This is a genomic window from Nonomuraea sp. NPDC005730, from assembly GCF_040630865.1.
Lineage (GTDB): Bacteria > Actinomycetota > Actinomycetes > Streptosporangiales > Streptosporangiaceae > Nonomuraea.
Genome location: NZ_JBEXYK010000054.1, coordinates 32,233 through 49,978, shown reverse-complemented (window position 1 = coordinate 49,978; position 17,746 = coordinate 32,233). Strand labels below are relative to the sequence as shown.

Genomic DNA, 17,746 nt, shown 5'->3' with positions numbered 1-17,746 from the left:
CACCGTGCAGCGCGGGTCCGGCCTTCGTCATGCCCCGACACGGCCGAGCCTTGACCAACCGGACTGTGGTCCGTATTGTTGGCGACACTAAACGGACCGCAGTCCAGAAAGGTGTCCGCCATGTCCAGGTTGCTGCACATCTCCGCCTCACCCCGCGGCACGGAATCGATCTCCGCCGCCATCGCCGAGACGTTCGTCCAGGAGTACCTCGCCACCCACCCCGCCCACACCGTGGACCGGTTCGACCTCTGGGACGGCACCCTGCCCGAGTTCGGCCCCGCCGCCGCCCGCGCCAAGATGACGGTGTTCGGCGGCGGCACCCCCGCGGGCGAGGAGGCCGAGGCCTGGGCCGCGGCGGTCAGGACGTTCGAGCGGTTCGACGCCTACGACCGCTACCTGTTCAGCGTGCCGATGTGGAACGCGGGCGTGCCGTACAAGCTCAAGCAGTTCATCGACGTGGTCAGCCAGCCCGCGATGATCTTCGACGTCCACCCGGAGACGGGGTACCGCGCGCTGCTGACCGGCAAGCGGGCGGCCGTCGTCTACACCAGCGCGGTGTGGGCGCCGCAGCTCGGCCCGGAGTTCGGCGCCGACTTCCAGTCGACGTTCTTCGGCGACTGGCTGCGCTGGACGGGCATCGCCGACGTGCAGGAGATCCGCCACCACCCCACGCTCACCGGCTCCTACGACGCCGAGCGCAAGCAGGCCGACGAGCAGGCCCGCCGCGTCGCCAGAACCTTCTAGACCGTCGCCGGGCTCCAGCGCGGGCCGGCCGGGGTGTCCTCCACGGTCACGCCGCCGCGCGCCATCGCCGCCCGTAACGCGTCCGCGACCTCGTACCGCCCCTCCCCCCGCAGCTGCGCGCGCAGGTCGAGCAGAGGTTCGACCAGGGGGCGCAGGCCGGCGGTCGCGGCCGAGTCGCCCAGCCGGGCGATCAGCAGCCGCATCAGCTCCCGGGCCTGGTCGACCCCGCCGAAGTCCTCCTCGGTGTCGGCCACCCACGTGACGATCTCCGCCTCCAGATCGAGCACGAGCCGCGCCGCCGCCACCAGGTCCGGCTTGCCGACCGCGTCCTTGAACAGCTGCTCGCAGGAGCGGATCGTCTCCTCCAGCGGGACGGTGGGTCCCGCGGCGGCGGGGGCGGCGGGCCGTGGCGGCGCGAACGTCCCGGAGGTGGCGCCCGCCGCCAGGTCGCGGACGGCGGCCAGGCTCGTCCGGGTCCCGGCCGGCAGGACGGTCACCGCCCCCGGACGCCGTACGGTCAGGCCGCCGCGCCCGGCCACCTCCACCGCCTCCGACTCCAGGTCGATGATCAGCGCCGTGTGCTCGTCGAGCCCCAGGACGGCGGTCTCCGGCGGCAGCTCCCGCTCCATCCGCGACAGCCGCCGCTCACCCAGGTAGCAGTAGCGGGTGTCGTGGGTGCCACCCTCGGCGTTGTCGAAGTGCGGGATCAGCACGGCCCGCAGGCCCAGCGGCTCCAGCAGGCCGATCCCCTCGCGCCAGTGAGGCTCGGCGCCCACCTTGTAGATCTCGTAGACGGGCACGGTGGCCAGGCCCGCGGTGCAGGCCGCGGCCGAGGCGAGCACGGTCACCCCCCGCCGGGAGCGCACCCGGGCACGCAGGTCACCGGCCACGCCGGAGGCGGCCCACCGGTCGAGCGCGTACGTGGGGCTGCCCGGCCCGGAGAACACCCAGTCGGCGCCCGTGACCCCGGTGGCCACCTCGACCTCCAGCCCGACGCTGCGGGCGAAGTAGCGGCGGGCGCGGGCGGAGATGTCGGCGGCGTTCTCCTGGAAGGCGTAGGGCGTGTCGAGCAGCACGGCACGGGCCCCCGCGCGCAGCCCGCGGGCCACCGCCCGGTGGACCTCGACCATGGTCGGGCTCGTCTCCCCCGACCCCATGAGCACCAGCGAACCCGGCATGACCTCGGCCCCTCTCCCACCCGCCGGCGACCGCGGGGGCCCCGGCACGCGCCCTGACCAGCCCCGGGCCCCGGCGAGAGCCCCGAGGAGGCCGCGCGACGGCCCGGCGGGGCCGCGCCGATGACCCGCACACCATCTTGCCCGCCACGAGCCGGCGGCACGAGCCCGGCGACCGGATCGTGCCGGCCTACGCGGTGTGCCCCGAGCCGTCGCCCTGGCCGCCCGCGGCCGAGGCGCCCGTGACGGGGACCGCGCCCGGCGCGGCGCCGGCGCGTGCGGCGGCGGCCTGCCGGGAGACACGCCGGCCCAGCGCCTGCATGGGGCGTTCGACGTAGCGGTAGGAGAGCGCGCTGACGGCCAGGATCAGCGCCAGGGCCAGCGCGGCCATCGCGAGCTGGTAGGGCAGCGGCGCCCGCCGCAGGTCGCCGGTGACCTCCACGAAGTACTTCAGCAGCGGATGGTGCACCAGGTAGAGCGAGTAACTGATCAGCCCGAGCCAGGTGAGCACGGCGGGCAGCCGCCGCCCGCGCAGCGCCATCGCGCCCGCGAAGGTGGCCGCCGCCAGCGCGATCGTGGTCAGCCACACGTCGGCCTCGACCCACCACCAGCCGCTCTCGATCGCCCACACCGGAGCCACGGCGACCAGCGCCGTCGTCACCGCGACCGGCCACAGGCCGCCGCGCCCGCGCTCCCAGCGGTGGATCGCCGTGCCGGCGAACATGACCGCGACCACGGCCGCGCCCAGCCATGGCACCCGGCTGCTCAGCAGCAGCAGCGCCAGCGCCATCAGCCCGAGCACGCACGCCGCGGTCCTGCGGAACCAGCCGCCGACCACGCAGGCGAGCCCCGCGGCGAACACCAGGCACGACACGTACGCCGGCCACCCGCCCCGCAGCACCGCCCCCGACACCACCAGCCCCACCGCGACGGACGCCCCGGCGAACGCCACGGACACCAGCCCGCTGCGCTCGTGCGCCCTGATCAGGAACAGCGCCGTGACCAGCAGGTAGAACACCATCTCGTACGACAGCGTCCACATCGTGTCGGCCACGCCGCCCACGCTCACGACGTCGAGCAGCATGGTCGCGTGGGCCGCCACCGCGCTCCCGTCGCGCGGGACGCCCTCGCGCACCGGCACCCACCAGGACGCGGCCAGCACCAGCGCGATCACGGCCAGGTAGAGCGGGTAGAGGCGGAAGGCGCGGCTCGTCCAGAAGGCCCGCACGTCGCCGTGGCGTTCCAGCGACGTCGGGATGATGTACCCACTGACCAGGAAGAACACCAGGATGCCGTAGACGCCGAGGCTGAACCAGTAGGGCCGCAGCGCGGGCAGGAACCACGGCAGCAGGTGCTCGGCGACCACCGCGAGCGCGCCGATGCCGCGCAGGGCGTCGAGCCAGGCGAGCCTGGACGGCGCGCCGGGCGTGGTCGGGTAGGGGGTCGCGGCGGTCGGCACCCGCCCCAACTTACCCGCAGCGGGCTAGGTGACGCGGTGGGTCGCCAGGGACGCGTGGTGGTCGGCTCCGTCGGGGCCGCAGGGGTCGGTGTGGACGGTGGCGGCGCGCAGGCGCGGCAGGTCGTGGATCAGGCGGTGCTCGGCCTCGACCGCCACGGCATGGGCGTCCACGACCGACATGGCGTGGTCGACCAGGATCTCGACCTCGGCGTGCAGGGCGTGGCCGAGCCAGCGCAGGCGCACCGAGCCGGCGCGCTCGACGCCGGGGACGCCGGCCAGGATGCGTTCGGCCTCGTCCAGCAGGGCGGGGTCGACGGCGTCCATGAGGCGGTGGTAGATCTCGCGGGCGGCGTCGCGCAGGACGAAGCAGATGGCGACCGTGATCAGCAGGCCCACGACCGGGTCGGCGATCGGGAACCCGAGCGCCGCGCCGCCCGCGCCGAGGAGCACGGCGAGGGAGGTGAAGCCGTCGGTCCTGGCGTGCAGGCCGTCGGCCACGAGCGCGGCCGAGCCGATCTGGCGGCCCACGGTGATGCGGTAGCGCGCCACCCACTCGTTGCCGACGAACCCGGCCAGCGCGGCGGCGGCGACCCAGCCGAGCGCCCGGACGTCCTGGGGCTCGACCAGCCGCCGGACCGCCTCGTACCCGGCGAGCGCGGCCGAGGCGGCGATGAGCACGACGATGACGATGCCCGCGAGGTCCTCGGCCCTGCCGTAGCCGTAGGTGAAGCGGCGGGTGGCGGCGCGGCGGCCGAGCGAGAACGCGATGGCCAGCGGGACGGCGGTCAGCGCGTCGGCCAGGTTGTGCAGGGTGTCGCCGAGCAGCGCGACCGACCCCGACGCGACGACGATCACGGCCTGGACGACGGCGGTGAGCATGAGGACCGCGAAGGAGACGGCCAGCACGCGCATGCCCCGGCTGCTGGCCTCCAGGGCGCTGTCGGTCCTGGCGGCGCTGTCGTGGCTGTGCGGCGTCAACACGTGCGCCGCCTTGGCGGCCAGCGCCCTGAACCCCCGCCGCTCCCCCGGCCCGTGCCCGTGCCCATGCCCATGCCTATGGCCGTGACCGTGCCCGTGCCCGTGACCGTGGCCGTGCGGGTGGGTATCGGAGTCAGACATGAGCACCCCTTCGCTTGCGCTTCTCGTCCGCTCCGACCAGGATATGTAGTCATGTACGCACGCGACAACGTCTCAGGTGCGGACCATTCGCAGGAGCAACCCACTCCCGCCCAGGTCAACGCCGCCGTGGAGGCCTTCCGCATGCTCGGCGACGCCACCCGGCTCCGGCTGATGTGGGAACTGTCCGCCGGCGAGCTGGACGTGAGCTCCCTGGCCGAGGCGGTCGGCGCGGCGCGCCCGTCGGTGTCGCAGCACCTGGCCAAGCTCCGGCTGGCCGGTCTGGTGGACACCCGCAGGGACGGCCGACGGGTGCTCTACCGCGCCCGCGACGGGCACGTGCGGGCGCTCATCGCCGCGGCGCTGTCCCACGCCGACCACGAGGTCTCAGGGCTGCCCCGGCACGACTAGCTACCAGCCCACCCGGCCCTTGCCGGAGACGAGGGCACGGGCGATCACCAGCCGCTGCACGTCGTTGGTGCCCTCGCCGATCGCCATCAGGGGCGCGTCCCGGTAGAGCCGTTCGACCACGAACTCCTGGGAGTAGCCGTAGCCGCCGTGGATGCGCATCGCCTCCAGCGAGGCCTTCAGCGCCACCTCGGAGGCGAAGTACTTGGCCATGCCCGCCTCCATGTCCACCCGCTTGCCCCCGTCGGCCTGGGCGGCGGCCCAGTACGTGAGCAGCCGGGCGGCCTGGATCTCGGTGGCCAGGTCGGCGAGCTTGAGCTGGACGGCCTGGAAGTCGGCGATGGGCTGCCCGAACGCGGTGCGCTCCCGCGCGTACTCCAGGGCGGCGTCGTAGGCCGCCTGCGCGACGCCTACCGCGCGGGCGGCGATGTTGACCCGGCCGATCTCCAGCCCGCCCAGCACCTGCTGCATGCCGCGTCCTTCGACGCCCCCGAGCAGCGCCGAGACCGGCACGCGCACCTCGTCGAGCACGACCTCGCAGGTCTCGGTGCCCTTGTAGCCGAGCTTGGGCAGGTCGCGGCTGACGCCGAAGCCGGGCGAGGCCGGATCGACCAGCAGCACCGACATGCCCTTGTGGGCCGGCTCGGTGACCGAGGTCTTGACCAGGACGGGCAGCGGGTCGGCGTGCCGGGCGTTGGTGATCCACGTCTTGGTGCCGGTCACCACGTAATGGTCGCCGTCGCGGACCGCGCGGGTCTGGATGCCCTGCAGGTCGGTGCCGGCGCCCGGCTCGGTGAGCGCGATGGCGGTACGCCGGACGCCGGACGCCAGGTCGGCGAGGTGGAGGCGTTTCTGCTCGTCGGTGCCGTGTTTGGCGATCATCCAGCAGGCCAGCGAGTGGGAGCCGATCGTGCCGGCCACGCCCATCCAGCCGCGCGCGATCTCCTCGAAGACCAGCGCGAAGGAGACCATGTCGGCGCCGAGGCCGCCGTACTCCTCGGGGACGGTCAGCCCGAACAGCCCCATCTGCTTCATCTTCTCGACGATCTCGGTGGGGTAGCGGCCCGAGTGCTCCCACTCGGTGGCCACGGGCAGGATCTCCTTCTCCACGAAGGCACGCAGGGTCTCGCGGAAGGCCTTCTGCTCGTCGGTCAGCTCGAAATCCATGGCCTCAGGTCCTCTGCGCGGGAGGGACGGTCGAGGCTCACGTTATTCGTCTGATGTTTGGCCGGTCAATCGTCCGGGCGCGCGGGCGGCCAGCTTGGCGACGACGTCCACGATGCGGACCGCGCGTTCCAGCTCGGCCCGGTGGAAGACGGGCCCGCCGGCACGGGCGACGACGACGTGCATGCCCTGCGAGACGATGGGCAGCAACATCAGCCGCAGGTCCGCCGAGTCCAGGGTGATCGCGCGCGGCGGCGGGTCGGGCAGGTTCAGCACCTCCGGGGCGGCCATCGAGGCATGCCGCACGGCTCCGTCCTCGACCGCGACCGACCACTCGGCGCCGCACAGCGCGGGCAGGGCGTCCACCAGCGTGGCCAGCCCGCGGGCCGGTTCCGTCGCCACGTGCATGAGCAGGTCGTAGTCGGGGGCGGAGCCGGGCACGTCGCGGGTGGGCCAGACGCCCTCGACGCGTACGCCCGGCGTCGCCGACATCCGCTCGCAGACCTCCGTCGCGCTGATCGGCCCCGGCCAGGACACGATGAAGTCGTCCACCGCCCGGCCGGTCTCCCGTTCCAGCACGGTGACCTGCAGGATGTCGGCGCCGAGCGCCCCCAGCGCCTTCGCGACCTGGCCGAGGCCGCCCGGCCGGTCCGGCAGGGACACCCTCAGTCGCAGCAGCATTGGCCGCCCCCTTTCCCAGAGGCTCTCACAGTGCCGTGGACAGGTTTCGCGCATGTTCCACGGATATGTCGCGCATGCTGCGCTTATATCCCAGGATCCGGCGCTAAGTCCGGATTGTCGAACCTGGGTGGCGGTTTGAGCAGGTGTTTTCCCAAAAACGACCAAGGATCGTTCAAGGATCAGGCAGACCGATCCCCGCACGTGGGGATCAGGCGAACACGTCCTGCTGGTAGCGGCCGCCGGCCTCCAGGGCGGCCAGCCAGGCCGCGCCGCCTTCGCCGCCCTCACCGGTGTGCCGCCGGTGGACGTCCAGCAGCGCCTGGCGCACCGCCGGGGCCATGCGCAGGCCGTCGCCGCAGACGTACACGTACGCGCCCTGCTCCAGCAGCTCCCACACCTCCTCGGCGTGATCGGCCACGGCCTCCTGGACGTACCGGTACGGATGCCCGGCCACGGCCGAGAACGCGGTGTGCACGTTCACCTCCTCGCGGGCGGCCCAGGCGGTCACCTCGTCCCGGTACAGCCAGTCGTGGCCGGGGTGGCGGCAGCCGGTGAAGACCTCGGCCCGGCCGCCCGGGCCGCTCAGCGCCCGCTCCTCCAGGAAGCCGCGCAGCGGCGCGAACCCCGTGCCGGGGCCGACCAGGATCACCGGTGTGGCCGGATCGGCGGGCAGCCGGAACGGCGGCGCGGGCACCCGTACGTACCCGTAGAACACCTCACCGGGCCGCAGCCCGGCCAGGTACGCCGAGCACATGCCCTGGTAGGTGCCGCTGCCGGACCAGGCGGGCCCCTCGACCAGCCCGACGGTGAGCCGCACCAGGCCCGGGTCGGCCAGCGGCGAGGAGGAGACCGAGTAGTAGCGCGGCCGGATCGGCCCGGCCATCTCCAGGAACACCGGCAGCGGCAGCTCGACGGCCGGGAAGCGCTCCAGCAGGGCCAGCGGCGAGACCCGCTTGGCCAGGATCTCGTCGGCGTAGTTCGCGGTCAGCTCGGCGAGCCGGCCGCGCGTCCAGGGGCAGCCGGTGTGCGCGGCCAGGGCCTCCAGGTCGGCCCTGGTGGCCACCTCCTGCAGCTCGGCGAACTCGGTCAGCAGCAGGCCGGCCGTCACCGGCGTGTCCACGGGCAGGTGGGTGGCGCCGGCGGCGCGCAGCCGCACCACCTGCTCGCGCGGCACGCGCAGGCAGCGCAGGGCCCACTCGACCAGCTCGGGGTCGTTCTTGGCGAAGACGGCGACGTGGTCGCCCGCCGTGTAGGTGACTCCCTCGGGCAGGCGGGCCACGATCGAGCGCACGCCGGGCCTCGGGGCCTCGGCCGAGAAGTCCCACAGCCCGGCGGGGTCGCCGGTCAGCTCCTCGTTGGACACGACCGTCATCGGCACGGCCCGGTCGGAGACGACGGCCGGCCTGACCTCGCTCTCGCCGAGCACCTCCATCTCGTAGCGCGGCCCGGCCGCGCCCACCGGGGCGCTGTACTCCTCGGCCAGCGCCGCCCACAGCCGCGCCGTCCACGCCGAGACGTCGCCGTCGAAGTCGCCGTCGGCGTCGGCCTCGCCGCGCTCGACGAGCGGCACGGCCCCGGCGGCGGTCAGCTTCTCGCCGGCCCGGCGCGGGAAGGCCTGGTACGTCGGCCACTGGGAGTTGCCGCAGCCGAGCACCGCCAGGCGCACGCCCGACAGGTCGGGCAGCTCCTCCAGGGCGTCGAAACGCTGGGCGTTGTCGGGCGCCTTGCCGTTGTAGGAGGAGGCGACCACGACGAGCAGGCCCTGCGACGGCGGCGTCAGGTCGTCCAGGGTGGTCAGGGTGGTGGCGAAGCCGGACCGGCCGGCCCGCTCGGCAAGCCGCTCGGCGATGTCGGCGGCGGTACCCAGGTTGGAGCCGTAGGCGACGGTGAGCGGCACGCCGGTGACCGCGAGGTCGTGCCGCTCGCCCTCCCCGGCGGCCTGGACGTCGGCGGCGGGCGCGGTGCGCTCGTGGGCGCGGCGCTCGCGCACCCGCAGGGTGAACCCGTCGGGCTTGATGGTCAGCGTCTGCTTGATCTTCATCCGGTAGGCGCCGGGGTCGGAGACGGCGAAGCGGCGCAGGATCATGGCCAGGGCGAGCCGGGCCTCGGTCAGCGCGAACTGGCGGCCGATGCAGGCCCGCTCGCCGTTGCCGAACGGCTTGTACGCCGCCGGGTGGTGGGCCTTCTTGTTCTCCGGCAGCCAGCGGTCGATGTCGAACTCCTCCGGCCGCTCCCACGCCTTGGGGTGGCGGTGCAGCGACGGCAGCAGCACGGCGATGCTCTGGTCGGCCTCGATCTCGTACCCGCCGATGGTGGTGGCCTCGACGGCGCTGACGGCGAAGGCGGGGATCGGCGACCAGATCCGCAGCGTCTCCTCCAGGATCCGGGGGATGACGTCGAGCTTCATGATCGTCTCGTAGCTGGGCGGCTCGTCGCCGGGCAGCAGGCGGTCGACCTCGTCGTAGGCCCTGGCCAGGGTGTGCGGGTCGCGCAGCAGGTTGTACAGGGCGAAGGAGAGCAGGCCGCTGGTGGTCTCGTGCCCGGCGATGAGGAAGGTGAGCACCTGGTTGCGGATGTTCTCGTCGGACAGGCGGCCGCCGGTCTTCGGGTCGGCGGCCGCCAGCATGAGGCCGAGCAGGTCCTTGGCGTCGCCGGCGCCCTCGGCGCGGCGCTGCCTGATCACGTCGTCCACCAGGGCGCGCATGGTCTCGATGTCGCGGCGGTAGGCGTCCTCGTGGCCGCGCTTCAGCTTGGTGACGAACGGGAGCTGCTGGTTGCGCAGCATCGCCTCGGTCAGCGCGCCGCCCATGGCCTTCAGGAACGGGTGCAGCTCGGGAGAGGCGAAGGAGTCGAACCGGAAGCCGAAGCCGGTCAGCGAGATCGTGTCCAGCGTGAGCCGGGTCATGTCGTCGGCCACGGGCAGGTCCTGCCCCTGGCGGCCGGCCCACGAGGCGACGAGCTGCTCGGCGACCTCCAGCATCTGCGGGTAGTACGCCTTCATCGAGCGCTGGCTGAAGGCGGGCAGCAGGATGCGGTGGGCCTGCCCCCACACCGGCTCGTGCGGCTCGGCGGTGAACAGGCCGTCGCCGCCGAAGTCGCGCACGATCGACAGCGGCGGCTTGATGCGCTTGACGAACCTGCTCTCGTCGCACACCTCCGCGACCAGGTCGGGGTCGTGGACGAGCACGATCGTGCGGCCGGCGACCTCCAGCCGGAAGATGCCCTCCTCGTACCGCTCGGCGACCTTGACGAAGTGCTCCACCGGCGAGTGGGCCGGGATCTGCAGCGTGTTGCCCAGGATCGGCAGGCCCTGCGGGGCGGGGATACGCCTCATGAGTGCTCCCTTCGGGTAGCCATACACCGTATGGCTGACGCTACCATACGCTGTATGGCAGTGAGCGCACGCAGGGGAGCTCCCCTGAGTCTTGACGAGATCTGTTCCACGGCGCTTCGCCTGATCGACGAGGCCGGCGTCGAGGGGTTGTCGATGCGGAAACTGGCCGCCGAGCTGGACGTCAACCCCATGTCGGTCTACCACCACGTCGCGAGCAAGGAGGCGCTGCTGGCCCGCATCTGCGAGACGGTCAGCGCCCGGCTGCCGCTGCCGCCCGACGACGGCACCCCGTGGCAGGACCAGCTCCGGGCCCTGGCCCTGGCCTACCACCGGCACGCCCGGCAACATCCGGCCATGTGGACCTACCTGCACAACCACCCCGAGTTCAGCGAGGACCGGCGGCTGCCACTGTGGCAGGCGCTCTACCGCATCCTGCGCGCCTCCGGGGTGCCCGAGGAGGAGCTGCGGCGGACGAGCGAGGTGCTGCACGCGTTCGTCTCGGGGTTCGTCTTCGCCGAGACGCGGGGGCACCTGAGCGGCGAGCCCGAGGAGGTCGAGCGCAGCTTCGACGTCGCCCTGCACATGATCATCAACGGCCTGGCCGCCCGGTGACGCCTGCGTTGGAAAGTCCAACCCGCTCGCGTTAGAGTGAGTTGGAAATTCCAACGGACAGGAGGCCGCGATGCGCGACGCCGTCATCGTGCAAGCCGTACGCACCCCGATCGGCAAGGGCAAGCCCGGTGGCGGGCTGCACGGGACGCACCCCGTCGACCTGCTCGCCCACGCCCTGCGCGCCCTGATCGAGCGCAGCGGCGTGGACCCGTCGCTGGTCGACGACGTGATCGGCGGCTGCGTCGACCAGGTGGGCGAGCAGGCCATGAACACCACCCGCTACGCCTGGCTGGCCGCCGGCTTCCCCGACTCGGTGCCCGCGGTCACGGTCGACCGGCAGTGCGGCTCGTCCCAGCAGGCCGTGCACTTCGCCGCACAGGGCGTCATGTCCGGCGCGTACGACCTGGTCGTGGCCTGCGGCGTGGAGTCGATGAGCCGGGTGCCCATGTGGTCGAACGTGCCGCCGGGCGCCGACCCCTTCGGGCCCTCGGTGGCCGCCCGCTTCCCCGAGGGGCTCGTCCCGCAGGGCATCAGCGCCGAGCTGATCGCCGCCAAGTGGTCGCTGAGCCGCGAGCAGATGGACGTCTTCGCCGCCGCCTCCCACGCCAAGGCCGCCGCCGCCGACTTCGGCGCCGAGCTCGCCCCGATCGCCGGCCTGGACCGCGACGAGTCGATCCGCCCCGCCACCACGCCCGAGATCCTGGCCGGGCTGCGGCCCGCCTACGCCGACCCCGGCTACGCCGAGCGATTCCCGCAGATCAGCTGGTCGGTCACCGCGGGCAACGCCAGCCCGATCAACGACGGCGCGGCGGCCGTCCTGATCGCCGGCTCCGAGACCGCCGCGCGGCTCGGCCTGCGCCCGCTGGCCCGGCTGCACAGCTTCGCCGTCACCGGCTCCGACCCGCTGCTCATGCTCACCGGCGTGATCCCGGCCACGGAGAAGGTGCTGCGCCGCGCCGGGCTCGCGCTGTCCGACATCGACTTGTTCGAGGTCAACGAAGCCTTCGCCGGCGTCGTGCTGGCCTGGCTGCAGGAGACGGGGGCCGACCCGGCGAAGGTCAACGTCAACGGCGGCGCCATCGCCCTCGGCCATCCGCTCGGCGCCAGCGGCGCCCGCATCACCACCACGCTCGTGCACGCCATGCGCTCGCGCGGCGCCCGCTACGCCCTGCAGACCATGTGCGAGGCGGGCGGCCTGGCCAACGCGCTCGTTCTGGAAAGCGCGAGCTAGGGCTCAGGCGGCGGCCCAGACGGCCTCGAAGGCCGCCTGGGTGATCTCGGTCAGCTCCCAGATCTCCAGCGGCTGGTCGGTGAGGAAGCCGCGATCGTCCTGGAGCCGGCCCCACCAGTAGCGGTGGGCGACGCGGTCGGTGTCGACCTCGATCTGCCTGATCGCCCAGTGTTCGCCGTCGCCCTCGACGCTCTCGAACAGCCAGACGCGCCCGCCGGGGCCGGCGGTGTGCCAGAAGCGGTGGGGCACGTCGGCCTCGGCGAGCTGCTTGACCAGCGGCAGGCGAAGATCCGGGACCATGCCCCGTAGGCTACACCGCTACCGCTGGTAGGCCCCGGCGTCGGGCGACCCGGACAGCGGCCGGCCCAGCATGTCCTTGCCGAAGGCGGCGCCGCCGTACCAGGTGGGCGACAGCGGCAGGCCGCGGCCCAGCGCCGGGGAGCCCGGACGCAGGCGCAGGTCGGTGCGGGAGACGAACAGCGGGTCTGCCCTGACCGACTTCGGGCCCAGCTTGAAGGTGAGCTTGCGGCCGTAGTAGACGCTGCCGCCGTCGTCGACACCCTTGCCGTCGGCCCAGCCCGCCTCGCCGCCGACCGCGATCACGTTGTTGCGCAGCCGCAGGATGGAGGGGCCGCAGCCGTCGTGGCAGGACCAGCCGATGGTGTCCTTGGCCGGCAGGTAGACCGAGTTCTGGACCGCGATCGTGCCCTTGACCGGGCCCACGACGTGGCCGGGGCCGCGGGTGATGAGGAAGGAGCCGCGGCTGCGGCTGGAGGTGACGACGTTGAAGGCGAAGACGTTGCCGGTGGCGGTCTTGCCCTTCTGGGCGCCGAGCTCGGTGAAGGTCTCGTTGTCGCGCGCGTGGTTGTGGGTGATGCGGTTGCGGTCGCCGTTGAAGATCTCGACGGCGGCGCCGTCGGTGCCGTAGTCGTGGCTCTTGGCGTAGCTGCCGGTGATGGTGTTGCGGGTCACCAGGTTGTCGTCGCCGTTGAGCAGCACGCCGAAGGCGCCGGAGTCGTTGTCGCCGCCCTCGTCGTCGACGCTCATGCGGTTGTTGCCGGTGAGCGTGCTGTCGCGGACGGTGTTGTGCGAGCCGGACGGCGTGACCCACACGCCCGCGACGTTGCCGTCGGCCGCGACGCCGGTCAGCTCGGTGTGGTGGCCGCCGAGCTGGAACCCGGCGAACCGGCAGCGGGACGCGCGCACGCCGCTGATCTGCCAGTAGGCGCCCTTGACGACCACGCAGTCGCGCTCGTCGCCGCTGATGCGGGGCAGGGCGCCGGTGCCGTGGGAGCGGACGACGATGGGCCGGGCGGCGGTGCCGTCGGCGGTGAGCCTGAGCGGGCCGGTGAAGCTGCCGCCCCGCTTGAGGCTGACGATGTCACCCGGCTTGAGGTCGGCGGAGTTGACCTTCTCCAGCGACTTCCACGGCTTGTCGGGGCTGGTGCCGGCGGCGGAGTCGTCGCCGGCCCTGGAGTCGACGTAGTAGGTGGTGGCCGCCCTGGCTTCCGCGGCGGTCGGTACGGCGGTAAGGAGCGAAGCTGCGACGGCTACGGAGAGCAACCTCATGCGGGCACACCACTATCCAGTTGAAGACGGTACGGGGCCAGGCCATACCGTAGCGTGATCAGCGTGTGATGCGCCACACTGACACCGAAGGACCGTCCCCCGGGATCACGTCGCCGTCCTCGGCGTTGTAGACGCCCTGGGCCTGCGCCCCGATGGGCAGCGCGGCGCCGGGCGCCCGGCGGACGGCCACCAGCAGCGACTCCTCGAACGTCTCGCGCGCGAAGACCAGGCAGTCGGCGTCGGAGTGCAGCCAGCGCAACCCTCCGTGACGCAGCGCGGGCTCGGCGCGGCGCAGCCCGAGCAGCTCGCGGTAGGCCGACAGGGTCGCCAGGTCCTGGTCGTGCGGCCGGTTCCAGGGCATGGGGGTGCGCGAGTGCTCCCCGTTGATCCCGGTCAGGCCGAACTCGCTGCCGGCGAAGACCATGGGCGTGCCGGGCAGCGTGGCCTGCAGGCCGAGGGCCGGCAGGTGGCGTTCGCGCGAGCCGGTCACCGTACGGATGCGCGGCGAGTCGTGGGAGTCCAGGAGCTGCCAGGAGTGCGTGAGCGAGCGCCAGGACATGTGCGAGGCGAAGGACCTGAACGTGGCCAGGGTGTCGGTGCCGTCGCGCTCGGGCACGCCGCCCGGCACGCCGAGGAAGTGCGGCAGGTCCACGTCGGGGCCGCGCAGCCAGGCCCAGACCGGACGGGTGAAGCCGCCGTAGTTCATGGTGCCGTGCCAGCCGTCGCGGTCGAGGTCGAGCGAGGCGTCGTGGTTGTGCTCGGCGATGAAGGCGGCCTCGGGGCCGAGCTGCCGGCGCAGCATGGCGGCGACCTCGTGGTTGCGGTCCTCGGCGCCGAGCCTGGCGGTCATGTTGGCGACGTCCACGCGCCAGCCGTCCAGCGGGCCGAGCCACTTCTTCAGCACCGCGCGCATGCTGGAGCGCACCAGCTCGCTGCCCCAGTTGAGCTTGGGCAGCGACTTGACGCCCCACCACGACTCGTAGTCGCCGGTGTCGGGGTCGAAGTAGAACATCTCCCGTTCGAGGGCGTTCACGTCGGAGACGGCGGCGGTGAACCACTCGTGGGCGTCGCCGCAGTGGTTGGTGGTGATGTCGCCGAGCAGGCGCATGCCGCGGGCGTGCAGCGCGCCGGACAGCCGGTGCAGGGCCTCGTCGCCGCCGAGCAGCGGGTCGACGTGCTCGAAGCTCGCGGCGTCGTAGCGGTGGTTGGAGCGGGCCGGGAAGACCGGCGTCAGGTAGACGGTGTCGGCGCCGAGCCCCTGGATGTGATCCAGGCGCCGGGTGATGCCGTCGAGGTCGCCGCCGTAGAACTGCTGGGCGGTGCCGGGGCCGCTGGGGATCACCGGGTCGCGGTCCCAGTCGCGCGGCAGCGCCCAGTCGGGCAGCTCCGGCATCGGGCCGGAGCGGTCGAACCGGTCGGGGAAGATCTGGTAGACGATCGCGTCCGACATCCACGAGGGCGGCGCCTGGTGGCAGACCAGGCGGAAGTCGCTCGCGTCGGTCACGTCGTGGCCGACCGGGCCGGCCGCGGTCAGCCACAGCTGCCCGCGGCGGGTGTGCAGCAGGAAGCGGTACGGGGTGACCGGGTTGACGGTGGTGACCTCCGCCTGCCACCACACGTCGTCCGCGCCGTAGCCGGCGACCGGCGTGCCGGTCCTGGACTCGTCGACGCGGGCCTCGGCGTAGCGGGGCTCTCCGTCGCAGACGGTACGCACGTGCACCCCGGTGATCCCGGCGGCGCGCGGGGCGCGCAGCCAGAGGGTCACCCGCGAGCCGGGCGCCGGTTCCCGGCTGGAGACGTAGAGAGCTGAGCCGTCGTGGTGCGGCTCGCCGACATGGCGCAATGGACCTATCCCTTGACAGCCCCGGCCGTCAGGCCGGAGACGATGTACTTCTGCAGCCATAGGAACACGCTCACCGTGGGTACGGCGGTGAGCAACGTCGCGGCGGCGAACATGCCGAAGTTGGCGTTGCGGTGGTCGCCGGCGATCATGCCGTACATGCCGACGGCCAGGGTCTTGCTCTCGGGGTCGCGCAGGAACACGTTGGCCATGAGGAACTCGCTCATGATGCCGATGAAGGCCAGCAGCGCGGTGACCGCGAGGATCGGCGTGACCAGCGGCATGATGATCCGCCAGAAGATCTGCGCGTGGGTGGCGCCGTCCACGGTGGCGGCCTCGTCGAGCTCCTTGGGGACGGTGTCGAGGAAGCCCTTCATCAGCCAGGTGTTCACGCCGAGCGCGCCGCCCAGGTAGAGCAGCAGCAGGCCCCAGACGGTGTTGAAGCCGAACGCCGGGTACAGCTCGGTCACCCTGGTGAAGATCATGAAGATCGTCACGATGGCCAGGAACTGCGGGAACATCTGGATGAGCAGCAGCGCCAGCAGCCCGACCCGGCGGCCGGCGAAGCGCATGCGGCTGAAGGCGTAGGCGGCCAGCATCGACAGCAGCAGGCTCGCGAACGACGAGACCAGCGCGATGAACACCGAGTTGAAGAACCAGCGGCCGAACGGATAGTCGTCGGAGGCGAGCAGGTTGACGAAGTTGTTCAGGCTCGCCCCCGACGGCACCAGGTCGGTGGAGGCCAGCGTGCCCATCGGGTTGATCGCGGCCGAGACCACGAACAGGATCGGGAACAGCGCGAACACGCACACCGCCAGCACGAACACGTGCCTGAGCGCGATCCTCATGCGTAGACCTCCTCCTGCTTGCGGGTACGGCGGAAGGCCACGGCCGAGATGACCGCCACGATCGCGAAGATGAACACCGAGATCGCCGCCGCGAACCCGAACTGCGCCCCGCCCGCGCCGAACGCCAGCCGGAAGGTGTAGGTGATCAGCAGGTCGGTGGCGCCCACCTGCGGGCTCTCGGCCGGGAACGGCCCGCCGTCGGTGGTGAGCGCGATGGCGTTGAAGTTGTTGAAGTTGAACGCGAACGACGAGATCAGCAGCGGCGTCAGCGCGACCAGCAGCAGCGGCAGCGTCACCCGGCGGAACGCCTTCCACGGCGTGGCGCCGTCGATGGAGGCCGCCTCGGTCAGCTCGCGCGGGATCGCCTGGAGCGCGCCGGTGGTGACCAGGAACATGTACGGGAAGCCGAGCCACAGGTTGACCAGGATGACCGCGAAGCGGGCGGTGACGGGCTCGCCGAGCCAGTCGACGCTCAGCCCGAAGAACTGGTTGATCAGGCCGAAGTCGCGGTTGAACATGTCCCGCCAGACCAGCAGCATGGCGAAGGCCGGCATCGCGTACGGCAGGATCAGCGCGATCCGGTAGATCTTCGTGCCGCGCATGCGCGGGTGGTGCAGCGCCAGCGCCACGGCCATGCCGAGCCCGAACGTGCCGGCCACGGAGGCCAGCGCGAACACCAGGTTCCAGCCCAGCACGCCGACGAAGTAACCGGAGATGGTGGGGTTGGTCAGGACGCGGGCGAAGTTGTCCAGGCCGACGTTCGCCTGCCAGCCCTGCGCCAAGTGCTCGCCCTCGGCGTTGACGAAGTAGCCCTGGGCCTCGTCGGCCGTCCAGGTGTCGCCGTTGCCCCTGACGCAGTCGCAGGCGGCGTCGTAGGCGAGCGCGGCCTTGCCCTCCATGGCCCGGCTGAGGCCGTTGGCCTTGATCGCGCCGCCCCGCGTCGGCACGGACAGCGCCGAGATCTCCTGGCCGCGGGCGGCCGCCTCGGGCGCCTTCAGCACGGTCACGCCGGGGGCCGACAGGACCTTGCCGGTGAGGCCGACCTGGGCGCCCGCCAGCGGGGTCAGCCCTTCGGCGGTGCCCAGCCGCACCTGCTTGGTCTTGGGGTCGACCAGCAGGAACACCAGCTCGTCACCGCGCAGGGCGGCGGTCAGGCCGTACTCGGGCGAGCCGGGGGCCTGGCGCACCGAGCCGGTCTCGATGGCGGTGACCGCGTCGGCCTTGTCGCCGCGGTGCCCGTCGCCGAAGTTCGTGAACGCCGTGGTCACCGTGTAGAGCACGGGCAGCACCTGGAAGGCGATCAGGAAGACGGTGCCGGGGACGAGGTACTTGGCCGGGATGAAGCGGCGGGTCAGGTACAGGTAGGCGATGGCCGCGGCGGCCAGTGCCAGCAGCGCGAGCGAGATCCACGACTCCGCGGCGACCAGCGGCGGCACGGCGTAGAGCAGGATCGCCGCGGCCACGGCCAGCACCGCGATCCTGCTCACCACGAACGCCGTGGTGAGCTCCCGGCGAGGCCGCGGGGACACGGTGGTCCCCACGGCCTCGTGCACGTCCTGGGTCAT

At 72.6% G+C, this 17,746-nt stretch carries 15 protein-coding genes; 4 read left to right on the top strand and 11 right to left on the bottom strand.

The features are described 5' to 3' along the window. The first annotated feature begins 120 nt into the window (after positions 1-120). A complete protein-coding gene (locus tag ABZ444_RS39170) occupies positions 121-744 on the top strand; it encodes an NAD(P)H-dependent oxidoreductase (RefSeq protein ID WP_358008615.1) in 624 nt (207 codons plus the stop codon). Here the strand turns inward: ABZ444_RS39170 and ABZ444_RS39165 are convergent. From ABZ444_RS39165 to ABZ444_RS39155, 3 genes are all read right to left on the bottom strand, one after another. Next, positions 741-1,922, bottom strand: a complete 1,182-nt coding sequence (locus ABZ444_RS39165; RefSeq protein ID WP_358008613.1) for a hypothetical protein — start codon at positions 1,920-1,922, stop codon at positions 741-743. The genes ABZ444_RS39170 and ABZ444_RS39165 overlap by 4 nt on opposite strands. 187 nt (positions 1,923-2,109) lie before the next feature. Beyond that, positions 2,110-3,378 (bottom strand): acyltransferase, encoded by a 1,269-nt coding sequence (locus ABZ444_RS39160; protein ID WP_358008611.1) that lies wholly within the window; start codon positions 3,376-3,378, stop codon positions 2,110-2,112. Positions 3,379-3,402: 24 nt separating this feature from the next. Further along, the gene (locus tag ABZ444_RS39155; RefSeq protein WP_358008609.1) at positions 3,403-4,497 is read right to left on the bottom strand and encodes a cation diffusion facilitator family transporter; all 1,095 of its coding nucleotides are present in this window, start codon (positions 4,495-4,497) and stop codon (positions 3,403-3,405) included. 51 nt (positions 4,498-4,548) lie between these two features. Between ABZ444_RS39155 and ABZ444_RS39150 the strand changes: the two genes are divergently transcribed. Continuing rightward, a complete protein-coding gene (locus ABZ444_RS39150) occupies positions 4,549-4,905 on the top strand; it encodes a metalloregulator ArsR/SmtB family transcription factor (RefSeq protein ID WP_358008606.1) in 357 nt (118 codons plus the stop codon). Here ABZ444_RS39150 and ABZ444_RS39145 read toward each other — a convergent pair whose 3' ends face one another. The 3 genes from ABZ444_RS39145 to ABZ444_RS39135 all read right to left on the bottom strand — a co-directional run bounded on the left by ABZ444_RS39145 (position 4,906) and on the right by ABZ444_RS39135 (position 10,081). Continuing rightward, the gene (locus tag ABZ444_RS39145) at positions 4,906-6,069 is read right to left on the bottom strand and encodes an acyl-CoA dehydrogenase family protein (RefSeq protein WP_358008603.1); all 1,164 of its coding nucleotides are present in this window, start codon (positions 6,067-6,069) and stop codon (positions 4,906-4,908) included. A 42-nt stretch (positions 6,070-6,111) separates the two neighbouring features. Next, on the bottom strand, positions 6,112-6,747 hold the full coding sequence (locus tag ABZ444_RS39140; protein ID WP_358008600.1) for an ACT domain-containing protein: 636 nt from the start codon (positions 6,745-6,747) through the stop codon (positions 6,112-6,114). Between the two features lie 208 nt (positions 6,748-6,955). Next, on the bottom strand, positions 6,956-10,081 hold the full coding sequence (locus ABZ444_RS39135) for a cytochrome P450 (protein ID WP_358008597.1): 3,126 nt from the start codon (positions 10,079-10,081) through the stop codon (positions 6,956-6,958). 54 nt (positions 10,082-10,135) lie between these two features. On the opposite strand from ABZ444_RS39135, the gene ABZ444_RS39130 reads away from it, so the two are divergent. Then, a complete protein-coding gene (locus ABZ444_RS39130; RefSeq protein WP_358008594.1) occupies positions 10,136-10,693 on the top strand; it encodes a WHG domain-containing protein in 558 nt (185 codons plus the stop codon). Positions 10,694-10,763: 70 nt separating this feature from the next. Then, positions 10,764-11,924: a thiolase family protein gene (locus tag ABZ444_RS39125; protein WP_358008591.1), complete on the top strand. Its 1,161-nt coding sequence runs from the start codon at positions 10,764-10,766 to the stop codon at positions 11,922-11,924. 3 nt (positions 11,925-11,927) lie between these two features. Here ABZ444_RS39125 and ABZ444_RS39120 read toward each other — a convergent pair whose 3' ends face one another. The 5 genes from ABZ444_RS39120 to ABZ444_RS39100 are packed head-to-tail and all read right to left on the bottom strand — an operon-like array spanning position 11,928 to position 17,746. Then, positions 11,928-12,224: a hypothetical protein gene (locus ABZ444_RS39120; RefSeq protein ID WP_357969202.1), complete on the bottom strand. Its 297-nt coding sequence runs from the start codon at positions 12,222-12,224 to the stop codon at positions 11,928-11,930. Between the two features lie 18 nt (positions 12,225-12,242). Next, a complete protein-coding gene (locus tag ABZ444_RS39115) occupies positions 12,243-13,493 on the bottom strand; it encodes a right-handed parallel beta-helix repeat-containing protein (protein ID WP_358008588.1) in 1,251 nt (416 codons plus the stop codon). Between the two features lie 58 nt (positions 13,494-13,551). Continuing rightward, positions 13,552-15,336, bottom strand: coding sequence for a glycoside hydrolase family 13 protein (locus tag ABZ444_RS39110; protein ID WP_358008585.1), 1,785 nt, complete (start codon positions 15,334-15,336; stop codon positions 13,552-13,554). Positions 15,337-15,341: 5 nt separating this feature from the next. After that, positions 15,342-16,181, bottom strand: coding sequence for a sugar ABC transporter permease (locus tag ABZ444_RS39105; protein WP_357969195.1), 840 nt, complete (start codon positions 16,179-16,181; stop codon positions 15,342-15,344). Further along, positions 16,178-17,746, bottom strand: a complete 1,569-nt coding sequence (locus ABZ444_RS39100; RefSeq protein ID WP_358008582.1) for an ABC transporter permease subunit — start codon at positions 17,744-17,746, stop codon at positions 16,178-16,180. Before ABZ444_RS39100 ends, ABZ444_RS39105 begins: the two co-directional genes overlap by 4 nt.

Bases quoted from the DNA above. Each gene is read 5' to 3' on its own strand.
- ABZ444_RS39170 (WP_358008615.1), top strand. From the start codon at position 121: ATGTCCAGGTTGCTGCACATCTCCGCCTCACCCCGCGGCACGGAATCG.
- ABZ444_RS39165 (WP_358008613.1), bottom strand. From the start codon at position 1,922: ATGCCGGGTTCGCTGGTGCTCATGGGGTCGGGGGAGACGAGCCCGACC.
- ABZ444_RS39155 (WP_358008609.1), bottom strand. From the start codon at position 4,497: ATGTCTGACTCCGATACCCACCCGCACGGCCACGGTCACGGGCACGGG.
- ABZ444_RS39150 (WP_358008606.1), top strand. From the start codon at position 4,549: ATGTACGCACGCGACAACGTCTCAGGTGCGGACCATTCGCAGGAGCAA.
- ABZ444_RS39145 (WP_358008603.1), bottom strand. From the start codon at position 6,069: ATGGATTTCGAGCTGACCGACGAGCAGAAGGCCTTCCGCGAGACCCTG.
- ABZ444_RS39140 (WP_358008600.1), bottom strand. From the start codon at position 6,747: ATGCTGCTGCGACTGAGGGTGTCCCTGCCGGACCGGCCGGGCGGCCTC.
- ABZ444_RS39135 (WP_358008597.1), bottom strand. From the start codon at position 10,081: ATGAGGCGTATCCCCGCCCCGCAGGGCCTGCCGATCCTGGGCAACACG.
- ABZ444_RS39130 (WP_358008594.1), top strand. From the start codon at position 10,136: ATGGCAGTGAGCGCACGCAGGGGAGCTCCCCTGAGTCTTGACGAGATC.
- ABZ444_RS39125 (WP_358008591.1), top strand. From the start codon at position 10,764: ATGCGCGACGCCGTCATCGTGCAAGCCGTACGCACCCCGATCGGCAAG.
- ABZ444_RS39120 (WP_357969202.1), bottom strand. From the start codon at position 12,224: ATGGTCCCGGATCTTCGCCTGCCGCTGGTCAAGCAGCTCGCCGAGGCC.
- ABZ444_RS39115 (WP_358008588.1), bottom strand. From the start codon at position 13,493: ATGAGGTTGCTCTCCGTAGCCGTCGCAGCTTCGCTCCTTACCGCCGTA.
- ABZ444_RS39105 (WP_357969195.1), bottom strand. From the start codon at position 16,181: ATGAGGATCGCGCTCAGGCACGTGTTCGTGCTGGCGGTGTGCGTGTTC.
- ABZ444_RS39100 (WP_358008582.1), bottom strand. From the start codon at position 17,746: ATGACCCAGGACGTGCACGAGGCCGTGGGGACCACCGTGTCCCCGCGG.